Annotated in this window: 15 protein-coding genes; 10 read left to right on the top strand and 5 right to left on the bottom strand. The window is 67.4% G+C overall.

Annotation, left to right across the window (positions count from 1 at the left end; genetic code table 11):
• The first annotated feature begins 9 nt into the window (after positions 1-9).
• A complete protein-coding gene (locus ABDW61_RS04495; RefSeq protein WP_343636596.1) occupies positions 10-618 on the top strand; it encodes a type II secretion system protein N in 609 nt (202 codons plus the stop codon).
• Here the strand turns inward: ABDW61_RS04495 and ABDW61_RS04490 are convergent.
• A complete protein-coding gene (locus ABDW61_RS04490; protein ID WP_343636594.1) occupies positions 611-1,717 on the bottom strand; it encodes a nicotinate-nucleotide--dimethylbenzimidazole phosphoribosyltransferase in 1,107 nt (368 codons plus the stop codon). The two genes, ABDW61_RS04495 and ABDW61_RS04490, sit on opposite strands and share 8 nt — an antisense overlap.
• Before the next feature lie 139 nt (positions 1,718-1,856).
• Positions 1,857-3,443 (bottom strand): threonine ammonia-lyase, biosynthetic, encoded by a 1,587-nt coding sequence (gene ilvA, locus ABDW61_RS04485; RefSeq protein ID WP_343636592.1) that lies wholly within the window; start codon positions 3,441-3,443, stop codon positions 1,857-1,859.
• 450 nt (positions 3,444-3,893) lie between these two features.
• Between ilvA and ABDW61_RS04480 the strand changes: the two genes are divergently transcribed.
• Entirely contained in the window at positions 3,894-4,316 is a 423-nt protein-coding gene (locus ABDW61_RS04480) for an OsmC family protein (RefSeq protein ID WP_343636590.1), read from the top strand.
• 18 nt (positions 4,317-4,334) lie between these two features.
• Here the strand turns inward: ABDW61_RS04480 and coq7 are convergent, their stop codons facing one another.
• The gene (coq7, locus tag ABDW61_RS04475) at positions 4,335-4,994 is read right to left on the bottom strand and encodes a 2-polyprenyl-3-methyl-6-methoxy-1,4-benzoquinone monooxygenase (RefSeq protein ID WP_343636588.1); all 660 of its coding nucleotides are present in this window, start codon (positions 4,992-4,994) and stop codon (positions 4,335-4,337) included.
• A gap of 271 nt (positions 4,995-5,265) precedes the next feature.
• On the opposite strand from coq7, the gene ABDW61_RS04470 reads away from it, so the two are divergent.
• The 7 genes from ABDW61_RS04470 (at position 5,266) to ABDW61_RS04440 (ending at position 13,304) form a co-directional block, all read left to right on the top strand.
• Positions 5,266-6,327, top strand: a complete 1,062-nt coding sequence (locus tag ABDW61_RS04470; RefSeq protein ID WP_343636586.1) for a porin — start codon at positions 5,266-5,268, stop codon at positions 6,325-6,327.
• Positions 6,328-6,672: 345 nt separating this feature from the next.
• The gene (locus ABDW61_RS04465; protein ID WP_343636584.1) at positions 6,673-7,734 is read left to right on the top strand and encodes a porin; all 1,062 of its coding nucleotides are present in this window, start codon (positions 6,673-6,675) and stop codon (positions 7,732-7,734) included.
• A gap of 261 nt (positions 7,735-7,995) precedes the next feature.
• Entirely contained in the window at positions 7,996-8,973 is a 978-nt protein-coding gene (locus ABDW61_RS04460; protein WP_343636582.1) for an ABC transporter permease, read from the top strand.
• Between the two features lies 1 nt (position 8,974).
• Positions 8,975-10,207, top strand: a complete 1,233-nt coding sequence (locus ABDW61_RS04455) for a M20 aminoacylase family protein (protein WP_343636580.1) — start codon at positions 8,975-8,977, stop codon at positions 10,205-10,207.
• Positions 10,208-10,259: 52 nt separating this feature from the next.
• Positions 10,260-11,216 (top strand): ABC transporter permease, encoded by a 957-nt coding sequence (locus tag ABDW61_RS04450; RefSeq protein ID WP_343636579.1) that lies wholly within the window; start codon positions 10,260-10,262, stop codon positions 11,214-11,216.
• A 16-nt stretch (positions 11,217-11,232) separates the two neighbouring features.
• Entirely contained in the window at positions 11,233-12,246 is a 1,014-nt protein-coding gene (locus ABDW61_RS04445; RefSeq protein WP_343636578.1) for an ABC transporter ATP-binding protein, read from the top strand.
• A gap of 50 nt (positions 12,247-12,296) precedes the next feature.
• Positions 12,297-13,304 (top strand): oligopeptide/dipeptide ABC transporter ATP-binding protein, encoded by a 1,008-nt coding sequence (locus ABDW61_RS04440; protein ID WP_343636915.1) that lies wholly within the window; start codon positions 12,297-12,299, stop codon positions 13,302-13,304.
• Positions 13,305-13,340: 36 nt separating this feature from the next.
• On the opposite strand, the gene ABDW61_RS04435 is transcribed toward ABDW61_RS04440, so the two are convergent.
• Positions 13,341-13,481 carry a lipoprotein gene (locus ABDW61_RS04435; RefSeq protein WP_343636913.1) on the bottom strand — a complete coding sequence of 47 codons (141 nt, stop codon included), beginning with the start codon at positions 13,479-13,481 and terminating at the stop codon, positions 13,341-13,343.
• Positions 13,482-13,620: 139 nt separating this feature from the next.
• On the opposite strand from ABDW61_RS04435, the gene cyaY reads away from it, so the two are divergent.
• On the top strand, positions 13,621-13,953 hold the full coding sequence (gene cyaY, locus ABDW61_RS04430) for an iron donor protein CyaY (RefSeq protein ID WP_343636911.1): 333 nt from the start codon (positions 13,621-13,623) through the stop codon (positions 13,951-13,953).
• Positions 13,954-14,023: 70 nt separating this feature from the next.
• Here cyaY and ABDW61_RS04425 read toward each other — a convergent pair whose 3' ends face one another.
• A complete protein-coding gene (locus ABDW61_RS04425) occupies positions 14,024-16,462 on the bottom strand; it encodes a penicillin-binding protein 1A (RefSeq protein ID WP_343636577.1) in 2,439 nt (812 codons plus the stop codon).
• Positions 16,463-16,732 lie beyond the last annotated feature (270 nt).

The raw sequence follows: 16,732 nt of genomic DNA, 5'->3' as shown, positions 1-16,732 counted from the left end.
AATCGTCGGATGCATGCACGATGGTTAAGCTTCGTCGTCTGGGCGCTGCTGGCGGCCAGCCTCGCGTATTGGGCGCTGACGCTGATGGCCAAGGGCCCTCAAGCGCCCGCGGCGACCCGTCCCGCGGTCACCGACGCAGCCGCTGCCGACTGGACCCGGCTATTCGCTGCCGCGAAAGCAGCAGAGGCCCCAGTCGAATCCACCTCTTCACGCTATCAGTTGCTCGGCGTCGTCGCGCCCACCGCGAACGGCCAGCATGCCGGCGAAGGCGTGGCGCTCATCGCCGTCACCGGCGGACTGCCCAAGCCGGTGCGCGTCGGGCAGGTCGTCGACGGCGATCTGAAGTTGATCGAGATCAACCGGCGCGACGTCGGACTTGGCGCCAGCGGCGCGGTCACGCTGAGACTGAGCCTCGCGCCCGGCGCGCCGGGCGCCGATGGCTCGCCCGTTCCGCCGCAGATGGCGCCTGGCGGCGCGATGGCGCCGCCGCCCAACTTCAACAACATGCCGCCGCAACCGGGCGCGCCCGGCCAGGAAAGCTACGTGCCGCCGACTGCGGTGACCGGATCGCTGCCGCAACAGCCGCCCGGCGACGGCGGGGCCAATCCGGTCAAGTGATCGAGGCGCCCGGCTGAGAGGGGAGCGCCCCCGAGGCCGTCGAGCCGGTGTCCCGCAGGTCCGAAGGACGGCTGTGGATGGGGCCGTCGGGGAGGTCGTGGACCTCCGTCAGCAACGCCGCGGCGCAGCGCACCAGCGGCCATGCGAGCGTCGCGCCCGTGCCATCGCCGCATTCCATCCCGAGCTCCAGCAGCGCCGCCGCGTGGAAGAGCTGCAGCGCCTCGTCCAGGCCGCGATGCGTCGTGCTGCGGCAGAACACCGCGTAGTCCGTCACCGGCGGCGCGATCATCGACGCCACCTTCAGCGCCGCGCAGGCGGGCATCCCATCGACCAGGATCAGTTGGCGCTTGGACGCCGCGACCAACATCGCGCCCACCATCACCGCCAGCTCGAAGCCGCCGAACGCGGCCAGCACGGCCATCGGCTCCTGCACGTCGCGATGGCGGGTCTGCGCGCCCTGCAGCACCAGCATCAGGTGCGACAGGTCTTCGTGCGGCATGTCGGGGCCGGAGATGATGAAGTCCTGCACCGGCATGTCCATCAGGCGTGAGAGCACCAGCGCGGACGCCTCCAGCGAGCCCTGCCCGAGACCCGCGCAGGCGATCACGTTGCCAGCCAGGTTGTCGGAGATCTCCATGCCGACGCGCACGCCGGCGTGGGCCTGTTCCAGCGTCATGGCCGGCCCGGCCCGCGAGTTGCGCGTGCCGTGCGCGATCTTGCGCGCCAGCAGCCGCTGCTGCGGGCTGAGCGGCTCGGCGATGCCGCAGTCGACCACCGTGACATGCATGCCCTGGTTGCGCGCGAACACCGTGGACGGCAGGCGATGCTGCAAGGCGAGCAGCGCCTGCTCGCGCGTGCTGCGGCCATTGGGCAGCGCGATCCCGTCGACCGCCAGGCCGTGGTCGGCCGCGAACAGCACCAGCGTCGGGTCCCGGAAGCGGGGCGTCTGCGTGCCCTGGATCAGTCCCAGCCGGATCGCGAGCGGCTCCAGCTCGCCGAGCCGTCCGGCCAGCGCGCAGCGGCGCTCCAGGCGCTGGCGCAGGGCGCGTTCCAGCTCCGGATTGGCGGTCGGCGAAATGAGGGACTGATGGATGGACATGGGGAGCGCCATTCTCGGCCAGCGCCGCGAGGCAGCCATCGGCAATTGCCCCCTCGCCCCGTTGCTGCCCCTCGTCCGAGGGGCAGCTGTTGGTGTCAAGCGGTAACGCCGCGGGGCCGTGCGCCGAGGCCGGCCCGGCTCAGCGCAGGAACAGGCGATACACCGGGTTGTCGGTCTCTTCGGTGCAGGGGTAGTTCAGCTGGTCCAGGAAGACCTTGAACGCCTTGCCGTCGCCCTTGGGCACCTGCAGGCCGACGAGGATGCGGCCGTAGTCGGCCCCCTGGTTGCGGTAATGGAACAGGCTGATGTTCCAGTCCGGGCTCATGCTCGACAGGAAGCGCATCAGCGCCCCGGGCCGCTCCGGGAAGATGAAGCGGAACAGCCGCTCGTTCTCCGCCAGTTCGGTGCGTCCGCCCACCATGTGACGCACGTGCTGCTTGGCGAGTTCGTCATCGGTCAGGTCGACGGTCGGGAAGCGGTGCTTCTCGAAGCTGCGTGCCAGCTTGTCGGCCTCCTCACGCTTGGCGATGGAGACACCGACGAAGACGTGCGCCTCATTGCGGTCGGAGATGCGGTAGTTGAACTCGGTGACGCTGCGGCCGCCGACCAGTTCGCAGAAGCGCCGGAAACTGCCGCGCTCCTCGGGAATGGTGACCGCGAACAGCGCCTCGCGCTCCTCGCCGACCTCGGCCCGCTCGGCGACGAAGCGCAGGCGGTCGAAGTTCATGTTGGCGCCGCAGGTGATCGCGATGTAGGTCTGGCCCTTGGTCCCGTGCTGCGCGGCGTACTGCTTGACCGCCGCCACGCCCAGGCCGCCAGCCGGCTCCAGGATGCTGCGGGTGTCGACGAAGACGTCCTTGATCGCCGCGCAGACGGCGTCGGTGTCGACGAGGACGTAGTCGTCGACCAGCTCGCGGCAGATGCGGAAGGTCTCCTCGCCGACCAGCTTCACCGCGGTGCCGTCCGAGAACAGGCCGACGTCGGTCAGCGCGACGCGCTTGCCGGCGCGCACCGATCGCACCATCGCGTCCGAGTCCTTGGTCTGGACACCGATGATCTTGATCTCCGGCCGCACGGCCTTGATGTAGGCCGCCACGCCAGAGATCAGGCCGCCGCCGCCGATGGCGACGAAGATCGCATCGATGGGGCCAGGGTGCTGGCGCAGCAGCTCCATCGCGATCGTGCCCTGGCCGGCGATCACGTCCGGATCGTCGAACGGGTGGACGAAGCTCAGGCCCTGCTCGCGCTCGAGTTCCAGCGCGCGCTCGTAGGCGTCGGTGAAGGACTCCCCCGCCAGCACGACTTCACCACCCAGCGCCTGGACGGCGTCGACCTTGACCTTGGGTGTTGTCACCGGCATCACGATGACCGCGCGGCAACCGAGTTTGCGTGCCGACAGCGCAACTCCCTGCGCATGATTGCCGGCCGAGGCGCAAATCACCCCCCTGGACAGTTGTTCAGGCGCGAGATTTGCCATCTTGTTATAGGCACCCCGCAATTTGAAGCTGAATACCGGCTGCTGATCTTCGCGTTTCAGCCAGACTTTGTTGCCGATGCGCTTGGAGAGATTGCGGGCGGCATCGAGGGAGGTTTCCTGCGCGACCTCATACACCTTCGCGTTAAGAATTCGTTGCAGATAACTCTGATCCGCAGGGAGTAACGCCGGATGTTGCGCCGAGGGGCGCGGCGAGGTGGTCTTGCGCGATGCGCGGCGGGTGCCGGCCATGGAAATCCCTCCAGTTCCCCTTCCGCGCGGAAGGCGGCGGAAGCCAGGGCGGACGATCATGCCAGGGTTTGCCCCAGGCGCCGACGATGCCGGCGGCGCGCCCGGCGGCCGGCTTTCGCGATTGGAGGAGCCAGCTTTCGGACGAAAAAAAGCCCAAGGCTTGTGGCCTTGGGCTGAATCCACCATGGAGGCGGTGGAGGAGACAATCGGTGCGAGGGCTGACCCCACAGAGTGAGGTAGCGCTATCGCATGCCTAGAATTCTAGGGGTGATGCATGTTGCGCTGCAATATTTTTTGGGTGTCCGCCGCTGGAGTCGGGCCTCTAATGCGAAAAATCACCGCCAGAGTGGCCAAGTCCCTCGCCCGGAAGGGTGAGAAATGGGGTCAGGCTCAGCGGCCGTGGCGCGTTCGGGCCAGGGCCGGCACAGTCATCACGAGAAGGATGGACGAATGGAATGCACGATCAACTGGATGGGCGCCGATGGCATGAGCTTCGTCGCCGAGACGGGCAGCGGTCACATGATCAACATGGACGGCGCGCCCGACGGCGGCGGCCGGAACCTGGCGCCGCGGCCGATGGAGACCGTCCTGGCCGGCACCGGCGGCTGCACGGCCTATGACGTGGTGCTGATCCTGAAGCGCGGCCGCCATGATGTGCGGGGTTGTCAGGTCAAGCTGAGCGCCGACCGCGCCGACGCCGATCCGAAGGTGTTCACGAAGATCCACATGCACTTCGTCGTCACCGGACGCGATCTGCCGCAGGCCGCCGTCGAACGCGCGGTGCAGCTGTCCCACGAGAAGTACTGTTCGGCCAGCATCATGCTGGCGAAGACGGCGGAAATCACCACTTCGGTGGAGATCGTCCAGGCCTGAACCTGGCGTCCCTGCTGGTCAGACGTGATGCGCGGTGCGCGTCATGACCTTGGCGGCCAGCCGCATCAGCCCCCGGACCGGGGCCGGCAGGTCGATGCCGCCCCGCTCGCGCGCCTCGTCGGCGTGGCGCGCTTCTTCCTCCTTCATCTGGGCGACGATGGCCCGGGAGCTGCGGTCCCCTTCCGGCAGGCGCTCCAGATGACTGGCCAGATGCGCTTCGACCTGGCGTTCCGTCTCGATGACGAACCCGAGGCTGACCTCGTCACTCACCAGCCCGGCCACGGTGCCGATCGCGAAAGCGCCGCCGTACCAGAGCGGATTCAGCAGACTGGGGCGGTCGCCCAGCGCTCTCAGCCGGCCCGCGCACCAGGCCAGGTGATCGATCTCTTCCTGGGCGGCGTGCTCGAGATGCTCCCGCAGCGCCTCGTCGCGAGTGCGCAGCGCCTGCGCGCGATAGAGCGCCTGGGCGCAGACCTCGCCGACGTGGTTGACACGCATCAGTGAGGCGGACAGCCGGCGTTGAGACTCGTCCAGCGGCTCATCCGGCGCGGACGCTGCGGGGGTGGGGCGCGCCATTGGCGCGACGCCGGCCAGGGTCTTCAGACCATGGTCGAGTGTGGATATCCACGCATCCGCGCGGGAAAGAATGCGCGCCGGGCGCCGGGATTGAAATTGCATCTTGAGCGCTGGCCGTGGCGATGGCTGGGGAGTTTAGAAGGGCGGGTTCAAGCCATTCCCCTTCAGCAGCTGATCCTTTGTGCGAATGCGTGATGACACATTTTTTTAACCTCATACGCGTTGCTTTGATCCAACGAAATCAGGACTTTTACGGGGTGGCTGCTGGTCAGGCGTGATCGGACCTGTTGCAATACGCCACAGCTTCATTGCAGGAGCTTGGTTTGCGGACGATCTACCGACCGCAGCCTCATTGAAGATCTAGGAGTCTCTAATGAAGAAATCTCTCGTCGCGCTGGCTGTGCTGGCCGGTTTCGCCGGTGCCGCTGCCGCTCAATCGTCGGTCACCCTGTTCGGCGTGGTTGACGTCGCCGCTCGTTACACCAAGGCCAATGGCAAGGACGTGAAGCAGCTGACCAACGACGGCAGCAGCTCCAGCCGCATCGGCGTCCGTGGCGTCGAAGACCTGGGTGGTGGCCTGAAGGCCGGCTTCTGGCTGGAAGGCGCTCTGGCGGCCGACACCGGCACCGCCGACAGCACCCGCTTCTGGGGCCGTCGCGCTTCGGTCAGCCTGATGGGCGACTTCGGTGAAGTGCGTCTGGGCCGCGGCAAGACCTCGACCCGTCTGGTCGTGGACGATTTCGACGTCTACAGCACCACTGGTCTGGGCGACGTGACCCGCGTCTACTCGACGTTCGGTCTGGCCAGCTCGGCCTACGACACCAACAACCGCGCTGACAACCTCGTGCAGTACTTCCTGCCGAGCGATCTGGGCGGTGTGTACGGCTCGTTCGACGTGGCTGCTGGCGAAGGCACCCAGGGCAAGAAGATGTTCGGCGGCCGCATCGGCTACAAGCTGGCTGACTTCAACGTCGCCGGCGGCTACCAGTCCACCGACACCGCGACCGGCAAGTTCAAGCAACTGTCGCTGGGCGGTTCGTACGACTTCAAGATGGTCAAGGTCTCTGGCCTGTGGAGCCAACTGAAGCTGGCGTCGCTGAAGCAGAACATCTACACCATCGGCGCCATCGTCCCCGTGACGGCCGCTGGCTCGGTGTCGGCACAGTTCAGCAAGTCTTCGACCAACAGCGCTGCTGACACCATCGTCGTCGCGCCGACCGCGTCGAACCCGACCCCGATCAACGGTGCCGGCGATGCCAAGATGTTCTCCATCGGCTACCAGCACAACCTGTCCAAGCGTACCGCTCTGTACACGACCGCTTCGTACATCAAGAACGACGGCCGCGCGAACTTCCGCGTTCAGGGCAACGCTGTCGCTGCTGCCAATGGCGGCAAGTCCGGTGGTCTGGACGTCGGTATCAAGCACAGCTTCTGATCCTCGGATCACTTGCGCAGAAAGCCGCCCTTCGGGGCGGCTTTTTTTCGTCTGTGCGGAGCGAGCCTCAGCCTGCTCCCGTGCAGATGGTGCTCGCTATCCGCCCGCGCTGCGGCGCGTCTGCATCGCTGCGAGGGCCAGGTCTTGCTTCGCACGATCAAGCACTGTCGCCGCAACGCACTGTTGTTGATTTTGTAAACACTGATCGCGGGTTTTCCCCCTATCGGGTCGTCACAAACTTGACAGGGTTTGCTCGCGTGGGCGATGTGCAACACAAAGCATCTCCGCTGGAGGGCTTCGCTGAGAATCGATCACGGCGACCAAACCAAACACAGGAGACATCACATGAAGAAAGCCGCCTTGGCGCTGAGCATCCTGGCAGCCAGCACCAGTGCCGCCTGGGCCCAGTCGACCGTGCAGCTATACGGCATCATGGACGTGGGTCTGCGCTGGACGAGCAACGCCAACGCCGGTTCCTCGGAAAAGCAGGTGATCCCCGGCGGCATGTCTCAAAGCCGGCTTGGCATCAACGTGACCGAGGACATGGGTGGCGGTCTGAAGGCGATCGCCAACCTCGAGCATCGTCTGAGCTCCGACACCGGCCAGGTGGCCGCGGCCGACTTCTGGCGTCAGTCGTGGGTGGGCCTGCAGTCGAGCGATTTCGGCCGTATCACCATTGGTCGCCAGTACAACATCCTGTTCGACATCTACACGTCGACCTACGCCTCCTTCAAGTACTCGCCCTACATCGAGGCCTACAAGCCCGAAATCGGTCTGTCGATGGGTGCCCGCCAGGACAACATGGTCAAGTACCTGATCGAGTCCGGCCCCATCCGCGGTGAGGTCCAGGTCTCCGCCGGCGAAGGCACGGGCCCGAACAAATCGGCCGGCGGCCTGCTGCGCTATGCCGACGGCCCCATCGCCCTGGGCGGGGCCTATCTGCAGGTCGAGGACCAGACGGGCCGCAAGGTCAAGGGCTGGACCGCTGGCGCCGGCTACACGGTCGGGCCCTGGTACATGAACCTCTCGTGGGCGACCAACAAGTTCGACGCGGGCGGCGCGATGGGCACGCTCTACACGGCCGGCCTGCTTGGCCCGGTGCTGAACGCCGCGGCCAACGACGTCAAGAAGCGCGACATGATCTCCGCCGGCTTCACCTACCAGATGACCCCTCAGTTGAATCTGGGCGCGCACTACTGGTACGCGCAGCAGACGCACTACGTGGTCAGCACGCAAAAGAGCAAGGGCCACTACTTCGCCGTCGTCGCCGACTACGCCTTCTCCAAGCGCACCGACGCGTATCTGGAGCTGGATTACACGAAGTACGCCTCCGACGGCGCGGTCCGTTTCGCCAACGGCGCCGAGAAGCGCGGCGGCTCGATCGTCGGTCTGCGTCACCGCTTCTGATCGCTCAGACTCCTGCAATCCAAGCGCATCGGCGTCCATCGCGGCGCCGCATGGAAACCGCCTTCGGGCGGTTTTTTCTTTGCGGCGTGACGGCCCGCACGACGCCGGGTTCGCGTGGCGTTAAGGAGTAACCCACTTGCCGGGCGTGAAACGCTCCTCGATGATGGTCCCCTTCTGAAGCGCCTCGCCTCCGGGGTCAGGTCGTGCCAGGGCCCAGGCCACGAGCCGTCACGCCCAAGCCGTCGCCGGAGGCCCTCGTCCATGCTGGTTTTCATTCTTCGCCGTCTGGCGCAGGCCGTCATCGTCATGCTGACGGTGGCCTTCATCGCCTTCATGCTGTTCCAGTATGTCGGCGACCCGGTCAACAACCTGCTCGGACAGGACGCGACGCCGGAGCAGCGCGAGCAACTGCGCAAGGACCTGGGCCTGGACCAATCCTTCGTCGTGCAGTTCGCGCACTTCGCCGCCAACGCGGCCCAGGGCGAATTCGGCGTCAGCCTGAAGCAGGGCCGCAAGGTGTCCGCGCTGATCGCCGAGCGCTTCCCGGCGACGCTCGAACTCTCCGCGGCGGCCGCGCTGATCGCGCTCGTGTTCGGCATCCCGCTCGGCGTCTATGCGGCGCTGCGCCGCGGCAGCTTCGGCGCGCAGGCGCTGATGACGCTGTCGCTGCTTGGCGTGGCGCTGCCGACCTTCCTGATCGGCATTCTGCTGATCCTGGTCTTCGCCGTACAGCTGACCTGGCTGCCAAGCTTCGGCCGCGGCGACGTGGTGATGTTCGGGACCTGGAGCACCGGCTTGCTCACCACCGACGGCCTGAAGCATCTGCTGCTGCCGAGCATCACGCTGGCCGTGTTCCAGTTGACGCTGATCATGCGCATCGTGCGGGCCGAGATGCTGGAAGTGCTGCGCGCCGACTACATCAAGTTCGCCCGCGCCCGCGGCCTGAGCGACCGCACGATCTACTTCGGCCATGCGCTGAAGAACACGCTGGTGCCGGTCATCACCATCACCGGCCTGCAATTGGGATCGCTGATTGCCTTTGCGATCATCACCGAGACCGTGTTTCAATGGCCCGGCATGGGTCTGCTGTTCATCCAGGCGGTGCAGTTCGCCGACATTCCGGTGATGGCGGCCTATCTGTGCCTGATCTCGCTGATCTTCGTGGTGATCAACCTCGTCGTCGACCTGCTGTACTTCGCCGTCGACCCGCGCCTGCGCGTGCGCGGCGGCGCCCACTGACATGAGCGAATCGCAGTTGCTGACCGCCCCGTCGGCGGGCACCTACCAACGGCTCTTCGAGTCGCGCGGCGAGCTGGTCGCGCTGCGCCGCGAGCTCCACGCGATGCCGGAACTCGGGTTCGAGGAGCACCGCACGGCGGCGCGCATCGTGCAGGCGCTCAAGGCTTGCGGCGTCGACGAGATCCACCAGGGCCTGGGCCGCACCGGCATCGTCGCGACCATCCATGGTCAGCAGCCGGCGGACGGGGAGGGCGCCGCGGCGCCGCGCCTGATCGGCCTGCGCGCCGACATGGACGCGCTGCCGCTGCGCGAGCAGAACGACTTCGCGTGGCGCTCCTCGACGCCCGGCCTGATGCATGCCTGCGGCCATGACGGCCACTGCGCGATGCTGGTCGGCGCGGCCCGCCACCTGGCGCAGACGCGCCGCTTCAGCGGGACCGCGGTGCTGGTGTTCCAGCCCGGCGAGGAAGGCTACGGGGGCGCGCGCGAGATGATCGCCGACGGCCTGTTCGACAGATTCCCGGTCGAGTCGATCTATGCGATGCACAACTGGCCGCACCTGCCGCCGGGCAAGATCGGCCTGAACCGCGGCGCCATGATGGCTGCGGCGGATCGCGTCACCATCACCATCCAGGGCCGCGGCGGCCATGGGGCGCATCCGCACCTCAGCATCGATCCGGTGCTGATCGCCGGCCACCTGATCACCGCCGTGCAAAGCTTGGTGTCGCGCAACATCGCTCCGATCGAACAGGCCGTGGTGAGCCTGTGCTCGATGCAGGCCGGCGAGTCCAGCGCGTTCAGCGTGATTCCGGAGGCCGCGCAGCTGACCGGCACCGTGCGCAGCTTCAAGCCCGAGGTGCAGCAATTGCTCGAGGAGCGCATGACGCGCCTGGTCGAATCGGTCGCGCTCGGTTTCGGCGCCAGCGCCAAGGTCGATTACCAGCGCCTCTATCCCGCCACGATCAACAGCGCGGCCGAGGCCGACTTCGCGGTGCGCGTCGCGCAGACGCTGGTCGGCGCCGAGAACGTCGACGACAAACTCGTGCCCAGCATGGGGTCGGAGGACTTCGCCTTCATGCTGCAAGCCCGGCCCGGCGCTTATCTGCGGCTGGGGCAGGGCGGTCCCTGCGGCCTGCACCAGCCACGCTACGACTTCAACGACGAGGTGCTGCCGCTGGGCTCCGCGCTGTTCGCGGCGCTTGTCGAGCAGGCGCTGCCCGTGGCGCCCCATTGAGCCGGCGACCCCGCCGCCCCGCCCTCGAACCGATCGCCCCGCGCGCCCTCGAATGACCGCTTCCCTGCCTCCTTCGCCGCCCCCGCCTGTCGCCCCGGCACCGAATGCGCTGCGGCGCTTCTTCGACGGGGACGTGTGGCACTCGTTCACCCGATCGAAGACCGCGATGGCCGCGGCCTTCGTCGCGCTCGTATGCCTGGTGTGCGCGCTGTTCGCGCCCTGGATCGCGCCGCACGATCCCTTCGATCTCGCGTCGCTGGAGCTGATGGACTCGCGTCTGCCGCCGGCCTGGGTCGAGGGCGGCTCCTCGAAGTACCTGCTCGGCACCGACGACCAGGGGCGCGACCTGCTGTCCGCGATCATGTATGGCTCGCGCATCTCGCTGCTGGTCGGCGTCGCGTCGGTGGTCCTGTCGATGGTGGTGGGCGTGGGGCTGGGCCTGCTCGCGGGCTTCGTCGGCGGCCGCGTCGACGCCTTCATCATGCGGGTCTGCGACGTGATGCTGTCCTTCCCGTCGATCCTGATCGCCCTGCTGATCGACGGCATCGGCCGCGTCGTCTTCAAGAACGCGCACGACACGCTGGCCTTCGCGGTGCTGGTGCTGGCGATCGGGCTGACGGGCTGGGTCCAGTACGCGCGCACGGTGCGCGGCTCGACGCTGGTCGAGCGCAACAAGGAATACGTCCAGGCTGCGCGCGTGATCGGCGCCAAGCCGATGGCGATCATGTGGCGCCACGTGCTGCCCAATGTCACCGGTCCGGTGATGGTGCTGGCCACGCTGCAGGTGGCTTCGGCGATCCTGATCGAGGCGACGCTGTCCTTCCTGGGCGTGGGCGTGCCGCCGACCAGCCCGTCGCTGGGCACGCTGATCCGCATCGGCAACGACTTCCTCTACTCCGGCGAGCTCTGGATCACCATCGCGCCGAGCGCCATGCTGATCCTGATCGCGCTGTCGGTGAACCTGCTCGGCGATTGGCTGCGTGATGCGCTCAATCCCCGCCTGCGTTGAGATGACGGACCGATCGATGACCGCTCCCCTGCTTCAAGTCCGCCATCTGCGCGTGGAATTCCCGACCCGGCGCGGCACGCTGCTCGCGCTGGACGACGTGTCCTTCGACATCGCGGCGGGCGAGGTGCTCGGCGTGGTGGGCGAGTCCGGCGCCGGCAAGTCGCTGACCGGCGCCGCGATCATCGGCCTGCTCGAACCGCCGGGCCGCATCGCTGGCGGCGAGATCCTGCTCGAGGGCCGCCGCATCGACAACCTGCCCGCCGACCAGATGCGGCGCGTGCGCGGCCGCCAGATCGGCGCGATCTTCCAGGACCCGCTGACCTCGCTGAATCCGCTCTACACGGTCGGCCGCCAACTGGTGGAGACGATCACGACGCATCTGGGCCTGACGCCGAAGCAGGCGCGCGCCCGCGCGATCGAGCTGCTCGCGGCGACCGGGATCCCCGCCCCCGAGGCGCGCGTGGACCAGTACCCGCATCAGTTCTCCGGCGGCATGCGCCAGCGCGTGGTGATCGCCCTGGCGCTCGCGGCCGATCCCAAGCTGATCGTGGCGGATGAGCCGACCACGGCGCTCGATGTGTCGATCCAGGCGCAGATCATTGCCTTGCTCAAGCGCGTGTGCCGCGAGCAGGGCGCATCGGTGATGCTGGTGACGCACGACATGGGCGTGATCGCCGAAACCTGCGATCGCGTGGCCGTGATGTATGCCGGCCGCGTCGCCGAGATCGGGCCGGTGCAGGAGGTGATCCACCGTCCGGGGCATCCGTACACGGCGGGGCTGATGGGATCGATTCCCTCGATGGACGAGGACCGCGAGCGGCTGGTGCAGATCGATGGCGCGATGCCGCGGCTCAACGCGATCCCGAGCGGTTGCGCCTTCCATCCACGCTGCCCCAAGGCGTTCGACCGCTGCCATCAGCAGCGTCCGGATTTGATGAGGGCGCCCGCGACCTCGGCCGCCTGCTGGCTGCATGCCGTGGCTGCCGCCGCTGTCGAGGGGGATGTCGCGCAGCAAGGAGGCGCCGCATGACGGTCCTGAGCGAGAAGACGAGCGCCGCCATCGAGGCGGAAGACCGCACGATGGCCGGCCAGGCAGGCGCCGCGCTGGTCGAGGTGCGCGACCTGGCCAAGACCTTCGATGTGTCCGCGCCCTGGCTGAACCGGGTGATCGAGCGCAAGCCGCGGCAGTTCGTCCACGCGGTGGACGGCGTCAGCTTCACGATCGAGAAGGGGCAGACGCTGGCACTCGTCGGCGAGTCCGGCTGTGGCAAGAGCACGGTGGCGCGCTTGCTGGTCGGTCTGTACGCGCCGACGCAGGGCGAGGTGCGTTTCGACGGCGCCGACATCGCGGCCACGCTGAAAGGGCCGACGGCGCTGGCGCTGCGGCGCCGGATGCAGATGATCTTCCAGGATCCCTATGCCAGCCTGAACCCGCGCTGGAAGGTGCAGGACATCGTCGCCGAGCCGCTGCGCGAGCACGGTCTCGTGCGCGATGTCGCCGGCCTGAAACGCCGCGTTGGCGAACTGCTCCAGTCGGTGGGACTGTCGCCGGCCGATGCCGAGAAATTCCCGCATCAGTTCTCCGGCGGGCAGCGGCAGCGGATCTCGATCGCGCGCGCGCTGGCCACCGAGCCGGAGTTCCTGGTCTGCGACGAGCCGACCTCGGCGCTGGACGTATCGGTGCAGGCGCAGGTGCTGAACATCATGAAGGACCTGCAGCGCAAGCAGGGCCTGACCTATCTGTTCATCTCGCACAACCTGGCGGTGGTGCGGCACGTCGCGGATCAGGTCGGGGTCATGTATCTCGGCCGGCTTGTCGAGCAGGCGGACAAGCGGACCCTGTTCGCGACGCCGCGGCATCCGTACACGCGGATGCTGCTCGACGCGATTCCGGACATCCACATGACGGGCCGGTCACGCACCCCGGTGCAAGGGGAGGTGCCCAACCCGCTGAATCCCCCGAGCGGGTGCAGCTTCCACCCCCGATGCCCCCACGCGAATGCGCGCTGCAGCAGCGAGCGGCCGCAGTTGCTGGCGCTCAAGGGGGTGCGCGTGGCCTGTCACGCGGTGGAGGAGGGGCGGATCTGACGATCCACTCCAGGCCGCGAGCTGTATCGCGCGCGGTCAGCGCGCCGCGCTGGCGGCGGAAGCCGCCGGAGCGGCGGACGTGGCCGGCGCCGATGCCGGGGCCGGATGCTTCACCGGCAATTGCAGCGGACGCTTCTGCCCGCAGGCGCCGAGGGCGAGCACGGCGGCGCACAACATCAAGGTCGTCAGGGCCTTGGCCGGGCGGGCGCGGGCCGGCGTGGAGGCTGCGCCTACACTTCGCGTCTTCACGTTCTTCATGGGCTCGCAGTCTAGTCGCCAACGAGCCCGCTTTCGACCGCACATGACCGCCACTCCGCTGACCGACGCCGAATACGACGCCCGCACCGACGCCGTGCTGGCCAGCATCGAAACCGAGATCGATGCCTGGCTCGATGGCGATGTGATCGATGTGGACCAGCATCGCACCGGTGGCCTGCTGGAATTGCAGTTCCCCGACCGCAGCAAGATCGTCGTCAACACGCAGCCGCCGTTGCATGAGTTGTGGCTGGCTTCGCGCCGGGGTGGCTATCACTTCAAGTTCGTCGACGGCCAGTGGCGCGACACCAAGGACGGCCAGGAGTTCTTCGCCCGGCTGTCCGACGAAGCCAGCCATCACGGCGGCAAGCCGCTGCGTTTCAGCGGCATTTGAGCCGGCTGCGTTCGAGCGACCTTCAATGAAAGGGCGCCCCGCGGGGCGCCTTTGCTTTCGTGCGCGCCGTTCAGCGCTTGAAGAGATCGAGGATGCTCTTCTTCTCTTCCTCGGAGCCGGTGGTCGGGACGTGCTCCTCGTTGCCGAGCGCCTTCACGCCGTTGTTGTTGGCGAACTCGTCGTAGTACCACTCGCCGCCGATGTTCACGACGCCCTCCGGCGGCTGGATCTCCTGCACCGGCGTGTTGCGCAGCGCGTACTGCATGAACTCGATCCAGACCGGCAGCGCCAGACCGCCCCCGGTCTCGCGATCGCCCAGCTTGCGCGGCTGGTCGTAGCCGATCCACACCACCGAGACCAGCTCCGGCTGGAAGCCCGCGAACCAGGCGTCCATCGAGTCGTTGGTCGTGCCGGTCTTGCCGTAGATGTCCGGACGCTTCAGCGTGGCCTGCGTGCGCGCGGCAGTGCCGCTGCGCGCCACCTCCTGCAGCAGGCTGTCCATCAGGAAGGCGTTGCGCGGCTCGATGGCGCGCTGCGCGTCCTCGAAGGCCTTGGCCTGTTGCTGATAGAGCACGCGGCCCGAGTGATCGGTGATTCGCTGCACCAGCTGCGGCGCGATCCGGTAGCCGCCGTTGGCGAAGACCGAGTAGGCCTGCGCCATCTGCATCGGCGTCACCGAGCCCGCGCCCAGCGCCATCGTCAGGTAGGCGGGATGCTTGTCCGCGTCGAAGCCGAAGCGGGTGATCCATTCCTGCGCGTACTTCACGCCGACGGACTGCAGCACGCGGATCGAGACCATGTTCTTCGACTTGGCCAGCGCGCGGCGCAGCGGCATCGGGCCTTCGAAGGTGCCGTCGTAGTTCTTGGGCTCCCAGGGCTGGCTGCCGGTGGTGGTCGCGTCGAAGAACAGCGGACCGTCGTTGACCACGGTCGCGCCGTTGAAGCCCTTCTCCAGCGCCGACGAGTAGATGAAGGGCTTGAAGCTGGAGCCCGGCTGGCGCCAGGCCTGGGTGACGTGGTTGAACTTGTTCTTGTTGTAGTCGAAGCCGCCGACCAGCGCGCGGACGCTGCCGTCCTTCGGGCTGAGCGCCACCATCGCGCCCTCGACCTCCGGCAACTGCGTGATCGTCCATTCGTCCTTGTTGTTCTTGACCAGCTTGATCACGCGGATGACCGCGCCGCGCCGGATGCGCGTCTTCGGATTGCCCTTCTCGGACAGGCCGGAGGTCGCCGGTTTCAAGCCGTCGCCGGTGATCGTCACCGATTCCCCGCTCTGCAGCGCGGCGACGACCTGCTTGGGACTGGCCTCCAGCACCACCGCCGCCAACAGCTCGTCATTGGCCGGGTGGTCGGACAGCGCCTCGGCGATGCGGGTATCCAGCTCCTTGGGGTCGGCCGGCAGGTCCACGTAGGCCTCGGGGCCGCGGTACACCTGGCGGCGCTCGTAGTCCATGATCCCGCGGCGCAGGGCGCGGTAGGCGCGCTCCTGCTCGTCGGCGTGCAGCGTCAGGTAGACGTTCAGGCCGCGCGTGTAGGCCTCGTCGCCGTACTGGCTGAAGATCAGCTGGCGCGCCAGTTCGGCGACGTATTCGGCGTGGCTGGCGGCTTCCTGCGGGGGGCGGATGCGCAGCTTCTCGGCCTTGGCGGCGGCGTGCTGCTCGGGCGTGATGAAGCCCATCTCCAGCATCCGGTCGATGATGTATTGCTGACGCAACACCGCCCGGCGCGGATTGTTGATGGGGTTGTAAGCAGATGGTGCTTTCGGCAACCCGGCCAGCATCGCGGCCTCGGCGATCGACAGATCCTTGAGCGGCTTGCCGAAGTAGACCTCGCTGGCCGCCGCGAAGCCGTAGGCGCGGTGTCCCAGGAAGATCTGGTTCATGTAGATCTCGAGGATCTTGTCCTTGGGCAGGGCGCTTTCGATCTTCAGCGCCAGCAGGATCTCGTAGATCTTGCGGGTGAAGGTCTTCTCCGTGGAGAGATAGAAGTTGCGCGCCACCTGCATGGTGATCGTCGACGCGCCCTGGCTCTTGGACTCGCTGAAGTTGGCCAGACCGGCGCGGATGACGCCCAGGTAGTCCACGCCGCCATGCTGATAGAAGCGCGCGTCCTCGATCGCCAGGATCGCGTCCTGCATCACCTTCGGGATCTCGCGGATGTCGGAGTAGCTGCGGCGCTCCTCGCCGTATTCGGCGAGCAACTGGCCTTCGCTGGACATGACGCGCAGCGGCAGCTTGGGCCGGTAGTCGGTCAGGCCGGAGATGTCCGGCAGCTGAGGGTAGGCCATGGCCAGCGCCATGCCGACCAGCAGCACGACCGCGCCAGCGCCTGCCAGGATCAGGCCGAACAGCCAGCCCAGCGCCCGGACGAACCAGGGGCGCCGTGTCCGGGCCTGGCCCTTGGGTGTCTTGCGCGGCGCGTCGCCTTGGACTTTCTTGGAGCCCGAGCCTGCGTCGGACGGGGCATCGAAGGAGGGTTCGGAGGGCTCTGGGGTTTTCTTCGAGGGCATGGGCCGGACGGAATGTGCAATCTTGCTGGCTGGCCGCCCCTATCAGGGCCTGTACGGGTGACGATGCGGGCCGCGAGCGGCGATTATAGGAAGGGCCCCGGAAGCGGGGTCCTGAGCTCCGGATCCTCGCTCCGAGTCTGTTACAGGAATTGACGGGAACTTCGCGGACACTCCGCGGCGGCGTTTTCAGCCCCTCGAGACATCCCTCACGAAGATGTCCGGCGGGAGATTTTGCGCCCCGTGAATCTGACGCGATACCGCCCGGAATGG

The sequence above is a fragment of the Roseateles sp. genome (assembly GCF_039595595.1).
Lineage (GTDB): Bacteria > Pseudomonadota > Gammaproteobacteria > Burkholderiales > Burkholderiaceae_C > Roseateles.
This window is presented reverse-complemented; position numbering and strand designations above follow the sequence as displayed.